Here is a 13,765-nt window from a genome sequence, read left to right on the forward strand (position 1 = left end):
GCGAGGGCCGCGCGGGCCCGCTGATCCACGAGGGACGCCCGGCAAGGCAATGGGAAATATTCAAAGTGAATATATGGCGGGAAGCAAGATGGTAGCGACTACTGCGCCCTCTCGTGAACCGCTCGAGATCGGTCAGGCGCTTGAATTCGTTGAGGAATTCATGGCCGAAGTCGATTCGGCCCTGGATATCGGCGCGCCCAACCCGCATCTCAACATGGCCATCCACCTGGTGCGCAACCACCTGGAGGGGCGCATTTCGACCGCCTCCTCGGCCATCGCCGCCTCGGGCACGCCCTATGCCACCGCGCGCCGCAAACTGGCCGAGATGCAGGAGGCGGGCCTGGTCGAACAGCGTCCCCGGACCCGCACCGGCAAGAGCTTCTCGCTGCATCCCAGTGCCAAGCTGATGCAGGACTGGTCGCAGCTTTCCGACCGCATCCTGCGCATGGCGCGGCAGCGGATCGGTGTCGGCCCGAACGCCGCCAAGGGGGCGGAATACTATTTCGGCGGTTCCTACCAGGAGGGTCGCTCGATCCAGCCGCCGCAGGTTCTGCCCGAACCGCTGGCCCTGCCGGGGGGCCTGCGCATCCTGGTGCATGGCGATCCGACCTTCATGGTGATGGAGAACCTCAAGCGCCAGTTCGAGCAGGTCGTCGGCACCAAGATCAGCCAGCGCGCCTTTTCCATCGACCGGCTGCACGAGGAATCCCTGCGCAACGGCGACCGAGCCGTCAGCCGCTATGACATCATCGCCGTCGATCTGCCCTGGGTGGGCGAGTTCGTGACGCGCGGGATCCTGTCGCCGTTGGACGAGGTGCTTGATATCGACGCGCTCGATCCCGGCGACTTTCACACCGCCGGCTGGCGCGCGGCGCATTGGGCGGGGCGGCCCTATGGCGTTCCCAGCCAAACGACACCGGAATTGCTGTTCTACCGCACCGACCTCTTTGCCGAGGCGGGGCTGTCGCCGCCCGCCACCACGGATGCGGTGCTGAAGGCCGCGAAGACCTTCCACAACCCGCAGAGGGGCCGCTACGGCATTGCCTGGAACGCGGCGCGCGGCACGGCGCTTGGCCATACCTTCATGATGACCTGCGCCGATTTCGGTCAGCCGATCTTCAACCTGCCCCCGATCGCGGGCGGGGTCGATGCCGATCATCTGGATCGCGACGACCTGGTGCCGACGCTGGACACGCCGCGCGCGCTGGAGGCCGCCGAATACCTGATGGCGCTGCTGGAATTCTCGCCGCCCGACATCCTGTCGATGTCCTGGTATGAACGCGTCCGCCCCTACGCGGCGGGCAAGATCGCGATGGCCTATGGCTACACGCTTCTGGCCCCCTATTTCGAGCTGGACGAGACCTCGCCCGCGCATGGGCGCACCGGCTACCTGCCGCACCCGGCAGGGCCGTCGGGCCGCCCGATCGCGCCGGTGGGCGGCTATGTCCTGTGCATTCCCGCGAATCTCAGCGAGGAGCGCAAGCGCGAGGCGGGCAAGGCGCTGATCGCCTTCACTTCGCCCGAGGCGCAAAAGCTCTACGTCCAGAACGGCAGCCGCACCGCGCCGCGCTATTCGGTGGGCGCCGACCCCGATGTGCGCCGCCTCTCGCCCATATTCGAGGCCGTCGATGCCATGTCCTGGCGCGATGAGCTGCAATTCTGGCCGCGCCCGCCGGTGCCCCGGATCAACGAGCTGATCGCGCTGTGCGGTCACGAGCTTCACGACATGCTGCGCGGCGTCACCAAGCCCCGCGACACTCTGGCCCGCCTGCAACGCGGGGCCGAGAAAATCATGCAAGACCAGAAAGCCTAGTAGGAGAGAGAGCCATGGACCCCAATCGCCTGAAGGGCAAGAACATCCTGATCACCGGGGCCGCGCGCGGCATGGGGCAGGCGAATGCCGAGTGCTTTGCGGCGCAGGGGGCCAATATCTGCATCGGCGATCTGGACCATGAGGCCGCACAGGCCGTCGCGGACCACATCAACAGCGCAGGCAACGGGCGTGCCATCGCGGTCAAGATGGACGTGACCAAGCGCGCGGACAATGCCGCCGCCGTCGCCGCCTGCGTCGATGCTTTCGGCTCGATCAATGTGGGCCTCTTCAATGCCGGCCTCAACAAGCCCCGGTTCTTCATGGATATCGACGAAGACAACTGGGACATGATCATGAACGTCAACACCAAGGCGATGTGGCTGGGAATGCAGGAGACCGCCCGCCAGATGATCAAGCAGGGCCCGATGGAGGATCACCCCTACAAGATCATCAACGTCGGCTCCATCGCGTCGCGCAAGCCGCTGGTCGATGTGACGGTTTACTGCACGTCGAAATACGGCTGCCTCGCGCTCACGCATTGCGGCGCGCTGGCGCTGTCGGAACACAACATCACCGTCAACGGCTATGCGCCCGGCGTGGTGGTGACGCCGCTTTGGGAACAGCTCGACAAGGACCTGGTCGATATCGGATTCAAGCAGAAGGAAGGCCAGGCCTACGAGGATATCGTGCGCGATGCCTTGCAGATCAAGCGCGTCTCCTACCCCGACGACATCACCGGCACCGCGTCGTTCCTGGCCAGCCACGACAGCGACTACATGACCGGCCAGATGATCCACATAGATGGCGGCTGGTGCATCCAGTAACCGCCGCCTGCCCCCCAATCACGCCGATGCGCCCCCCGCGCAACCGAAGGAGTTTGCCTCATGTCCCGTGCTCTCATGCCCAACCTGCTGACCCCGCAGGATCTCGAACCCAACTGGCGGTGGGAGGGGCGCATCCCCGCCTGGGGCCACACATCCGTCGATTTCGAACGCCGGATCGACCATGACCGTCTGCGCCGCTACCGTCTGGCGCGCACGCGGCAGGCGTTGCAGGCGTCGAATGCGGGCACATTGCTGCTCTTCGATGTCAACAACATCCGCTATGTCAGCGCGACCAAGATCGGCGAATGGGAACGCGACAAGATGTGCCGCTTCTGCCTGCTGACCGGCGACGACGCGCCTTACGTATGGGATTTCGGATCGGCCGCGATGCATCACAAGAAGTTCTCCGACTGGCTGGTGCCCGATCATTGCCGCGCCGGGGTGGTGGGGATGCGCGGGACCATCCCGCCCGAATTTGGCCTCATGCGCAAATATGCCAAGGAGATTGCCGGGCTGATCAAGGATGCGGGCATGGCCGACATGCCGGTGGGCGTCGACTATGCCGAAACCGCGATGTTCGAGGCGCTGAAGGCCGAGGGGATCAACGTCATCGACGGCCAGCAGATCATGCTGGCGGCGCGCGAGATCAAGAACTGGGACGAGATCCAGCTGCTGACCCAGGCGGCCTCCATGGTCGATGGCGTCTACCACATGATCTATGAGGAGCTGAAACCCGGCATCCGCGAAAACGACATCGTCGCGCTCAGCAACAAGATGCTCTACGAGATGGGCAGCGATGACGTCGAGGCGATCAACGCCATTTCCGGCGAACGCTGCAACCCGCATCCGCACAATTTCACCGACCGCTATTTCCGCCCCGGCGACCAGGCGTTCTTCGATATTCTCCAGTCTTATCAGGGCTATCGAACCTGCTATTACCGAACCTTCAATATCGGGCGGGCCACGCCGGCGCAGAACGACGCCTATGTGAAGGCGCGCGAATGGATCGACGCCTCGATCTCGATGATCAAGCCGGGCGTCTCGACCGACAAGGTGGCAGAGGTCTGGCCCAAGGCCGAGGAATTCGGCTTTCCCGACGAGGCCTCGGCCTTCGGGTTGCAGTTCGGCCACGGGCTTGGGCTCGCGCTGCACGAACGCCCCATCATCAGCCGCGCGGTCAGCCTGGAACACCCGATGGAGATCCAGACCGGCATGGTCTTCGCGCTGGAGACCTATTGCCCGGCGGCGGACGGCTATTCGGCGGCGCGCATCGAGGAAGAGGTCGTGGTGACGGAAACGGGTTGCGAGGTGATCAGCCTCTTCCCCGCCGAGGACCTGCCGATCGCCAATCGGTACTGATCCCTGACGGGATCCGCGGGGGGCTGTCTGCCCCCCGCACCCCCCGAAGGTATTTTTGGCAAAATGAAAGGGGCACTTGCCCGAAGAGGAAGCGTCAGATGGCCGACACCAAACACAACAGCGAAGACTACCTGCGCATGTATTCCCAGATGGTGCGCATCCGGGCCTTCGAGGACAATGCCAACCAGCTCTACCTCTCGGCCAAGATGCCGGGATTGACGCATATGTATTCCGGCGAGGAAGCCGTCGCCGTCGGCATCTGCGAGGCGCTGACCGACAATGACCGCATCACCTCGACCCATCGCGGCCACGGCCATTGCGTCGCCAAGGGGGCCGATTTCAAGGCGATGTTCTGCGAGCTTCTGGGCAAGGAAGAGGGTTATTGCCGGGGCAAGGGCGGCTCGATGCATATCGCCGACCAGAGCCACGGCAACCTTGGTGCCAATGCCATCGTGGGCGGGTCCATGGGGATCGCCACCGGCTCGGCCCTGCGCGCCAAGATGCAAGGCTCGGACGATGTGACCGTCTGCTTCTTCGGCGATGGCGCGACGGCGCAGGGGTTGCTTTACGAGGTCATGAACATGGCGGCGCTCTGGTCGCTGCCGGTCATCTATGCCTGCGAGAACAACGGCTATTCGGAATACACCAAGACCGAGGAGATAGCCGCAGGCTCCATCACCGCGCGGGCCGAGGCCTTCGGGATCGAGGCGCACAGCATCGACGGGCAGGACGTGCTGGCAGTCAACGACCTGACGCAAAAGCTGGTCGCGCGGGCGCGCAAGGGTGAAGGGCCGTTCTTCATCGAACTCAAGACCTACCGCTATCACGGCCACCATGTCGGCGACATCAACCGCGCCTATTACCGCGACAAGGAGGAGGAGGCGATCTGGAAGGAAGGCCGCGACCCGATCATCAATTTCGGCAAATGGCTGGAGGGTGAGGGCGTCGCGTCGCCGGAGGAGTTGAAGGCCATCGAGGACGAGATCCGCGCGGAAGCCAAGGCGGCCGTCGAATACGCGCTGGAGGCCGCCTATCCCGATGCGTCCGAGGTCGACATGCATGTCTATGCCGCCACCGATCCCGCCACCCTGCGTCCCGATGCCTGAGGAGAGCCCGATGCGAGAGATTACCCTGTCCAAGGCCGTGAACGAGGCGCTTGCCGAGGAAATGCGCCGCGACGAGACCGTGTTCATCATCGGTGAGGACGTGGCCGAGGCCGGAACGCCCTTCAAGGTGCTGTCCGGTCTTGTCGAGGAGTTTGGCACGGCCCGCGTCATCGACACGCCGATCGCCGAACCCGGCTTCATGGGCCTGGCCGTCGGCGCCGCCATGACGGGCGCGCGGCCCGTCGTGGACCTGATGTTCGGCGATTTCATCTTCCTGATCATGGACCAGCTCTGCAACCAGGCCGCCAAGACGCATTACATGTCGGGCGGCAAGCTGAACGTGCCGCTGGTCCTGCGCACCAACCTCGGGGCCACCCGGCGCTCGGCGGCGCAGCACAGCCAGTCGCTGCACGCGCTGGTCGCCCATATTCCGGGGCTGAAGGTCGCCCTGCCCTCCTCGGCCTATGAGGCCAAGGGGCTGATGAAGACCGCGATCCGCGACAACAACCCGGTCGTCATCTTCGAAGACAAGCTGATGTATAACGACAAGGCCCCGGTGCCGGAGGAGGAATACCTGATCCCCTTCGGCGAGGCCAATATCCTGCGCGAGGGCAAGGATATCACGCTCATCGGCACCTCCTCGATGGTGCAGGTCTGCGAGAGGGCGGCGGAACTGCTGGAGGCCGAGGGAATCAGCGCCGAGGTGATCGACCCGCGCACCATCGTGCCGCTGGACGAAGAGGCGCTCCTGGCTTCTGCCCGCAAGACGGCCCGCGTGATCGTGGTCGATGAGGGGCATCAGAGCTTTGGCGTGACCAGTGAAATCGCCTCGCGGATCAACGAAAAGGCGTTCTATCATCTCGACGCGCCCGTGATGCGGATGGGGGCGATGGACGTCCCCGTGCCGTTCAGCCCGGCGCTGGAGGATCTGACCGTGCCGACCCCCGAAGGCGTGGCCGACATGGCCCGCAAGCTGGTGGCGGGGGAGATGATCCATGCCGCATGAGGTGATCATGCCCGCGCTCGGCATGGCGCAGGAAACCGGCCTGTTGGTGCGCTGGCTCAAGTCACCGGGCGATGCGGTGGCAGTGGGCGATCTGCTCTTCGAGGTCGAGACCGACAAATCCACCATGGAGGTGGAGGCCCCCGGCGACGGCTTCCTGACCGACCTGCGCGCCGAGGCCGGGGCGGAGGTGCCGGTGGGCGACGTGATCGCGCTGATCTCGGAGACGGCGGAGGGCACTGGCGCGGCACCAGAGGCGAAGGCCGGTGCCGCCGCGACCGATGAAGTGCCTGAGCCCGCTCCCGCCGCGAACGACACCGACCTTCCAGATGGGGCCGAGGTCATCATGCCCGCGCTTGGCATGGCGCAGGATGCGGGGTTGATCGTGGCCTGGCACAAGGGGCTTGGCGAGGCCGTGGCCTCGGGCGATGTGCTCTTCGAGGTGGAGACCGACAAGGCGACCATGGAGGTCGAGGCGGGCCATGACGGCTATGTCGCGGCGCTGCTGGCGGAAGCAGGCGAAGAGGCCCCGGTGGGCGACGTGATCGCCATCATCTCGGCATCCGCCCCCGACGCGCCCGTGCAGCGCAGCCTGGCAGGCAAGACGCAAGAGGCGAGGACGCCCGAGAGGGCGGAGGAGCCGACCCCGACACCTGATCCCGAGCCGAAGACCGGCAAACCACCCGTGCCGAAACCCGCAACGCACGGGCGCATCCTCGCCTCGCCCAAAGCCAGACGGCTGGCGCTGGAACAGGGGCTGGACCTGAACCGGCTGGTGCAGGCAGGCTATGAGCAGCCCTTTCATGCCGCCGATATCGAGACGCTCAAGACCCTGCCCGCCACTGGCCAGTCCGGCCTGCGCATCACCGCCCAGATCCCGGCCCGCGCCTTCACCGGCCTCCTGACCTGGATCGAGGCCGAGACCGGCACCGCGCCGGACCCTGCCGCCATCCTCGCCGCCATGGCCGGGGCGGCGCTGCGGCGCGCCATGGCAGCCGACGGCCTGACCATTGCTACCGAGACAGACGGCCAGACCTGCAGCTTCCCCGATCCAGACCGCGCCGGTCTGGGCGCGGCACAGGAAGGCGACGCCCCGCCCACGCTTCTCATCCGCGATCTGACCGGAACCCGGCTCACCTCGATCAGCAACACCACCGCGACCCCACAGCTCTGCATCGGCGGCGCACAAACCCTGACCCTCACCCTTGACTGCGCGCCCGATCACCTGTCGGCTGAGGCAGCGCAGGATTTCATGACCGATCTTGCCGGGCGGCTGGCCGAGCCGCTTCGCCATTTACTCTGACGGAAAGGACGATCCCATGACCAAGGGGAACATCAATTTCGACGCATTGCACAGTGACCTCTACATCAACGGCCAGTGGCGGAACGGCGCCGAAAAGGCCCGGTTCGACGTCATCAATCCCGCCAATGAAGAGGTCATCGCCTCGGTCGCCTCGGCCGAGATCGCGGATGCCGATGCAGCCCTCGATGCCGCCGAGGCCGCGATGGCCGATTGGGCCGCGCGCACCCCGCGCGAACGCTCGGAAGTGTTGCGCAATGCGTGGGAGCTGATGAGTGCGCGGCTGGAAGACTTCGCCCGGCTGATTACGCTGGAAAACGGCAAGGCCCGGACCGATGCGATGGGCGAGGCGGGCTATGCCGCCGAATTCTTCCGCTGGTTCGCCGAGGAAGCCGTGCGCGCCGATGGCCTGATCACGCATGCGCCAGCCTCGGGCGCGCGCATCATGGTGCAGCACAAGCCCGCAGGGTTGGCCGTGCTGGTCACGCCCTGGAACTACCCCGCAGCGATGGGCACCCGCAAGATCGCGCCTGCCCTGGCGGCGGGCTGCGGCGTGATCATCAAACCGGCCTCTGAAACGCCGCTGACCATGCTGGCGCTGATGCCTCTGCTGGAGGAGGCGGGCGTGCCTGCGGGCCTGGTGAACGTGTTGCCCTCGCGGCGCACCGGCGCGCTTGTCGATCACATGCTGCATGATCCCCGCGTCCGCGTTGTCAGCTTCACAGGCTCCACCGGGGTGGGCCGCAAGCTGCTGAAATCCGCCGCCGACCAGGTGCTGAAACCGGCGATGGAGCTTGGCGGCAACGCGCCCTGCATCATCTTCGACGACGCCGATATGGACGTCGCGCTTGAGGGCACGATGCTGGCCAAGATGCGCAACCTGGGCGAGGCCTGCACCGCCGCCAACCGCATCTATGTGCATGAGGATGTGGCCGAGGAGTTCACCCGCCGCCTGGTCGAGCGGATGCAGGCGCTCAAGGTGGGCGATGGCTTGGACGAGGGCGTCGATGTGGGCCCGCTGGTCAATGCCGACACCCGCGACAAGGTGGCCGCGTTCGTGGCCGATGCCGTCGCCAAGGGCGCGAAGATCGAATGTGGCGGCGAAGCGATTGACGGCAAGGGCTATTTCTACCCGCCGACGGTGCTGTCGAACGTGCCGGAAAACGCCGATTGCGTGCAGGACGAGATCTTCGGCCCCGTGGCCGCGATCCAGAGTTTCCGTGACCAGGATGACGTCATCAAACGCGCCAATGACACCGAATACGGCCTTGTCGCCTATGTCTTCTCGGGCGATTTCAAGCGCGCGTTGCAGGTCTGCGAGCGGCTCGATTACGGCATGGTCGGCCTCAATCGCGGGCTGGTCAGCGACCCGGCAGCCCCCTTCGGCGGCACCAAGCAATCGGGCCTGGGCCGTGAAGGCGGCCATGAAGGGATGCTGGAATTCATGGAAACCCAGTATATCTCGGCCAGTTGGTGAGGGCGCGGTGATGGAAATCAAGGCAAGCCCGAGCACGCGCAAACACGCCGCCGACAAGGGCGTCGACCTGGAGAAGCTGGCCCGCGACACGGGCCGCACCACCCTGGGGCGCGAGGATGTGGACGGCATGAACGGCAGCGCCCCCGCCCCCGATGCGCAGCGCTATTGGGATGTGGATCACGCCGCATACGGCCCGATCAGCGAAGAGCCCCTGCCCCGCATGGCCCGCATCGCCGCCGCCAATCTGGGGGCTGCGAACGCGATGATCCCGCAGGTCACGCATCACGACCGGGCCGATATGCGCGCAGTCAACGCCTTTCGCGCCAGCGTCCGGGATGAAGCCCGCGCGCGCGGCACCAAGCTGACCGCGCTGGCCTTTCATGTCATGGCGCTGGCCCGCTGCCTGCGCGCCTATCCCCGGTTCAATGCGTCTCTGTCGCCGGACGGGCAGACCCTTATCCTCAAGGATTACGCCCATATCGGCATTGCCGTGGACACGCCCCACGGGCTGATGGTGCCGGTGATCCGCGATGCCGACCGCAAGGGGCTGTGGCAGATCGCCGAGGACATCACCGATCTGGCCGCCAAGGCGCAGGCGCGCAAGCTTGGTGGCGGCGAGATGGGCGGCGCCTCGATGACGATCTCGAATCTCGGCGGCATCGGCGGTATCGGCTTTACCCCCATCGTGAACCCGCCCGAACTGGCGATCCTGGGCCTGACCCGCTCTGATACCGTGCCGGTCTGGGACGGCGAGGCGTGGCAGCCGGTGCCGATGGTGCCGCTCGACCTCAGCTATGATCACCGGGTGATCAACGGGGCAGACGCGGCGCGGTTCCTGGCGCGCTATGCGGGCCTGATCGCCGACCCCAGGCGGATGCTGCTGCCCGTTGGGGTGTGACATTTCCGGGCGGTCGGGTCATGCTGCGCGCAAGCAGCCGAAGGACCGCCCGATATGAGTGACGCCGACACGATCCGCCAATGGTGGCGGACCTCGATCATCGACATGGAACCGGGCCGCATCGCCTTTCGCGGACATGCGGTCGAAGACCTGATCGGCAATGTCTCGTTTCCACAGATGATCTGGCTGATGACGCGCGGCGGCCTGCCGAGCGCGCAGGAAGCCGCCCTTCTTGAGGCCGCGCTGGTCGCGGGCGTGGACCACGGACCACAGGCGCCCTCCATCGCCGCCGCGCGGATGGCCGCGACCTGTGGCGTCGGGCTGAACAACGTGATGGCCACGGCGGTCAACATGCTTGGCGATGTGCATGGCGGCGCAGGCGAACAATGCGCCGAGCTTTACTACGACATTGCTGCGCGCGATGCGCCCCTCGATCAGGCCGTGCAGGAGGGGCTGGCGGCATGGCGGAGCAAATACGGCAAGATCGTCTCGGGCTTCGGCCACCGCTTTCACAAGCCGGTCGATCCGCGCGCGCCGCGCCTCATGGCCCTGGTGCGGGGGGCGGCGTCGGCGGGCACTGTCTCGGGCCGGTTTGCCGAGATCGGCGAGGCCGTGCAGCAAGAGATCGGCCAGCAGCGCGGCACGCCGATCGCGATGAATATCGACGGGGCGACCGCCGTGATCTTCTGCGAGCTTGGCTTTCCGCCGCCGTTGGCGCGCGGCCTCTTCTGCCTGTCGCGATCCGTGGGCGCGCTGGCGCATGGGTGGGAGCAGATGCAGCAGGGCGGGCGCAACAAGGGGCCGATGCCGTCGGCGTTCCTGCCGCACTACGAGGGAGACCCGGAGTGACCCCGCCCGAGCGTGGCTTTCCACCCGCCGAGTTCGCCGCCCGCACCGACCGCGCGCAGGCCCTGATGGCGCGCGAGGGTCTGGCCGGGCTGCTTCTGACCACCGAGGCCGATCTGCGCTATTTCAGCGGTTTTCACACACTGTTCTGGCAATCGCCCACCCGGCCCTGGTTCCTCTTCGTCCCCGCCGCAGGCAAACCCGTCGCCATCATCCCCGAGATCGGGGCCGACCTGATGCGCCGCACATGGCTGGACGATACCCGCACCTGGAGCGCCCCCGCCCCGCAAGATGACGGGATCAGCCTGCTGACGGAGCTACTGGCCCCGCTGGCCGGGAAAGCCGCCCGGATCGGCGTGATGATGGGCCATGAGACGCATCTGCGGATGCCGCTTGCCGATTGGGAGCGGCTGATCGCGGGCCTGCCGGGGCTGCGGATCGCGGATGCGACCGGGTTGGTGCAGGGGCTGCGCATGGTCAAATCGCCCGCCGAGATCGACAAGATCGCCCATATCTGCGCCATCGGCTCGGCCAGTTTCGCGCGGGTGCCCGACCTGGTCGCCGAGGGGATGCCGTTGGAGGAGGTCTTCCGCGCCTTCCGCCGCGAGGCGCTGGCGCAGGGGGCCGATGACGCGCCCTATCTGGTCGGCGGAGCGGACCGGGGCGGCTACCGCGACGTGATCTCGCCGCCGACGCGCAAGCCTCTACAGAGGGGCGATATCCTGATGCTGGATACCGGCCTGACCTGGGACGGGTATTTCTGCGATTTTGACCGCAACTGGGCAGTGAGCCACGCAGATGACACCGCACGGCGCGCCTATGACGTGCTGTGGCGCGCAACCGAGGCCGGGATCGCCGCCGCCCGCCCCGGCGCCACCTGCCGCGACCTCTTTCACGCCATGTCGGCGGTGATCGCCGAGATGGACGCCAGCGGCGGCGATATCGGGCGGCTTGGCCACGGCCTGGGGATGCAACTGACCGAGCAACCCTCGCATGCGGCCTTCGACACGACCGAGTTGCGCGAAAACATGGTGCTGACGCTGGAGCCGTCGCTGTCCTACGGTGACGGCCTGATGATGGTGCATGAGGAGGATATCGTCGTCACGCCCGAGGGGGGCCGCTTGCTGACCGCCCGTGCCGCGCCCGACCTGCCGGTGATCTGATCCGAACCAACCGGCGCTATCCGCCCGGCCCGCAATCTATGCTGCGCGCGGGCGGCGGCGGGGCGAACCCGAGCGCGGTGTTGAGGTTCCTCAGCGCGGTGCGCACACCTTCCTCGATCACCGGATGATAGAAGGGGCGGTCTAGGATCTCCTCGACCGTCAGATGATCCGCGATGACCCAGGACAGGAGGTGCCCGATATGCTCGGCCGCGGGGCCAAACATCTCGGCGCCAAGCAAGAGACCCGTCTTCTCACAGCCATAGACGCGCAACAGGCCCTGATTGACCCGCATCACGCGGGCGCGGCCCTGGTCCTCGAACGAGACCGACCCGATCCGGAACGCCGCATCCCGCGCGGTCAGGTCGGCATGGCTTTCGCCCGCGACGGCAATCTGCGGGTCCGAGAAGACGATGCTCAACGGCACCCGCCGCGTCTTGCGGTAGCTTTCGGGGAAATGCGCCGCGTTCTCGCCCGCGATCCGGCCCTCGTCCGCGGCCTCGTGCAACAGCGGCAGATCCGCCGCCGCATCGCCCGCGATATAGATCGGGCAGTCGCCCGCGCGCATGGATTGGCGGTCATAGAGGGGAATGCCGTGGTCGTTCACCTCCACCTTCGTGTTCTCCAGCCCGAGCCTATCGAGATTGGGCCGCCTGCCCGTCGCGGCAAGAATGTAGTCAAATCGCTCCTCGACGCGCTTGCCGCCCGCTGTCCATGTCACGACGATCTCGTCGCCGTCGCGGTCGATCTCGGTCTCGGCGTTCCAGAGCGCCGGGAAACCGGCCCCGAGCACCTCTTGCGCGCAGGCCCGCACGTCAGGGTCGGTGATTGCGCCGACATTGTCGCCAAGCTCGAACAGGCGCACCCGCACCCCGAGCCGGTGCAGCGCCTGACCCAGTTCCAGCCCGATCACGCCCGCACCGAACACGGCGACGGAGGCGGGCAGGTCCTCCCGGTCGAACAGGTCGTCATTGGTGATCAGCCGGTCGCCCGCGACCTCGAACGGCTCGGGGATATGGGGCCGCGAGCCGGTGGCGATCACCGTAGCGCGGGCGGTCAGCTTGGAGCCATCCTCCAGCACCAGGGTATTGTTGTCGGCAAAGCGCGCGTTCTGGCGGATGATGTTGGACTGATCGAACCCCTCCAGCGCATCGCGGACGAAGCCGACGAAGCGGTCGCGTTCCTCGCGCACCCGTTTCATCACCGCGCGGCCATCGACGCCGACATCGCCGACCTCAAGGCCGAAAGGACCAGCCTGCTGCGCCTCGTGGCGCGCATTGGCGGCAGCGATCAGCAGTTTCGACGGCATGCAGCCCACCCGCGCGCAGGTGGTGCCAAGCGTGCCGCCGTCGATCAACGCGACCCGGCCCGTGTATTTCCGCGCCTGCCGGTAGGCCGTCATGCCCGCGGTGCCAGCCCCCAGGATCGCCACGTCAAGATCATGCTCGCTCATCGCGTCCCCTCCTCCTCTTTCACAAACCCCGCGTATTCGGCGCGCAGCCGCGCCAGCTTGGGGTCGATATAGCGGGTGCGGAACGCGTTGCCCGCGTTGCGCGCGGCGTAGGCGTGATAGCGCGGATCGGACGCGTCGAAGCCCCTGAAAGGAAGAACGCGGGTGACGTAAGCTTGTTCCTCCCGCGTGCTGATACGGGCGAGGATGCCCCGCACGGCGCGGGCCTGATCGTCGGAGAAGGTGTAGACCGCGCTGCGGTATTTGCCGCGCATCTTGTGGTTGGAGGTGCTGGAATGGGTGCGCAGATGGATCTCGGCCAGTACAGCCAGCGGGATCGCGTCGGGGTCGTAGCGCATCAAGACCGCCTCGGACGGCGCATCGTCGGGCGGGTCGGAGCGGATGAAGCCCTGCCGAACCTCGGTGACACCGCGAAGCGCTGCAAAGACCGCCTCGGTGCACCAATGACAGCCGCCGCCGAACCCGATGGCCGACGGCGGGCTTTCTGTATCCATCAAGGGCAACGCTT

General features: G+C 66.5%; 12 protein-coding genes. 10 read left to right on the forward strand and 2 right to left on the reverse strand.

Annotated features, from left to right (window positions below):
* Positions 1 to 88: 88 nt before the first annotated feature.
* The 10 genes from AC13C7_RS10950 to AC13C7_RS10995 all read left to right on the forward strand — a co-directional run bounded on the left by AC13C7_RS10950 (position 89) and on the right by AC13C7_RS10995 (position 11,789).
* Positions 89 to 1,813: an ABC transporter substrate-binding protein gene (locus AC13C7_RS10950; protein ID WP_482867494.1), complete on the forward strand. Its 1,725-nt coding sequence runs from the start codon at positions 89 to 91 to the stop codon at positions 1,811 to 1,813.
* A gap of 14 nt (positions 1,814 to 1,827) precedes the next feature.
* Positions 1,828 to 2,637 carry an SDR family NAD(P)-dependent oxidoreductase gene (locus AC13C7_RS10955; protein WP_446119653.1) on the forward strand — a complete coding sequence of 270 codons (810 nt, stop codon included), beginning with the start codon at positions 1,828 to 1,830 and terminating at the stop codon, positions 2,635 to 2,637.
* 60 nt (positions 2,638 to 2,697) lie between these two features.
* Positions 2,698 to 3,996 (forward strand): M24 family metallopeptidase, encoded by a 1,299-nt coding sequence (locus AC13C7_RS10960; RefSeq protein WP_474886876.1) that lies wholly within the window; start codon positions 2,698 to 2,700, stop codon positions 3,994 to 3,996.
* 98 nt (positions 3,997 to 4,094) lie between these two features.
* Entirely contained in the window at positions 4,095 to 5,102 is a 1,008-nt protein-coding gene (locus AC13C7_RS10965) for a thiamine pyrophosphate-dependent dehydrogenase E1 component subunit alpha (protein WP_172316778.1), read from the forward strand.
* A 10-nt stretch (positions 5,103 to 5,112) separates the two neighbouring features.
* A complete protein-coding gene (locus tag AC13C7_RS10970; RefSeq protein ID WP_446117361.1) occupies positions 5,113 to 6,108 on the forward strand; it encodes an alpha-ketoacid dehydrogenase subunit beta in 996 nt (331 codons plus the stop codon).
* Positions 6,098 to 7,408, forward strand: a complete 1,311-nt coding sequence (locus AC13C7_RS10975) for a biotin/lipoyl-containing protein (protein ID WP_482867495.1) — start codon at positions 6,098 to 6,100, stop codon at positions 7,406 to 7,408. Before AC13C7_RS10970 ends, AC13C7_RS10975 begins: the two co-directional genes overlap by 11 nt.
* Positions 7,409 to 7,424: 16 nt before the next feature.
* Entirely contained in the window at positions 7,425 to 8,882 is a 1,458-nt protein-coding gene (locus AC13C7_RS10980; protein ID WP_482867496.1) for an NAD-dependent succinate-semialdehyde dehydrogenase, read from the forward strand.
* Positions 8,883 to 8,892: 10 nt separating this feature from the next.
* Positions 8,893 to 9,780 (forward strand): 2-oxo acid dehydrogenase subunit E2, encoded by an 888-nt coding sequence (locus tag AC13C7_RS10985; RefSeq protein WP_482867497.1) that lies wholly within the window; start codon positions 8,893 to 8,895, stop codon positions 9,778 to 9,780.
* A 54-nt stretch (positions 9,781 to 9,834) separates the two neighbouring features.
* Positions 9,835 to 10,629, forward strand: a complete 795-nt coding sequence (locus tag AC13C7_RS10990) for a citryl-CoA lyase (protein ID WP_482867498.1) — start codon at positions 9,835 to 9,837, stop codon at positions 10,627 to 10,629.
* A complete protein-coding gene (locus AC13C7_RS10995) occupies positions 10,626 to 11,789 on the forward strand; it encodes a M24 family metallopeptidase (RefSeq protein ID WP_482867499.1) in 1,164 nt (387 codons plus the stop codon). The genes AC13C7_RS10990 and AC13C7_RS10995 overlap by 4 nt, the downstream gene beginning before the upstream one ends.
* A gap of 16 nt (positions 11,790 to 11,805) precedes the next feature.
* On the opposite strand, the gene AC13C7_RS11000 is transcribed toward AC13C7_RS10995, so the two are convergent.
* Positions 11,806 to 13,239 carry a dihydrolipoyl dehydrogenase gene (locus AC13C7_RS11000; protein WP_482867500.1) on the reverse strand — a complete coding sequence of 478 codons (1,434 nt, stop codon included), beginning with the start codon at positions 13,237 to 13,239 and terminating at the stop codon, positions 11,806 to 11,808.
* Entirely contained in the window at positions 13,236 to 13,751 is a 516-nt protein-coding gene (locus AC13C7_RS11005; RefSeq protein WP_482867501.1) for a peptide-methionine (S)-S-oxide reductase, read from the reverse strand. Before AC13C7_RS11005 ends, AC13C7_RS11000 begins: the two co-directional genes overlap by 4 nt.
* Positions 13,752 to 13,765: the final 14 nt, after the last annotated feature.

The organism is Alterinioella sp. B-7 (assembly GCF_056857775.1).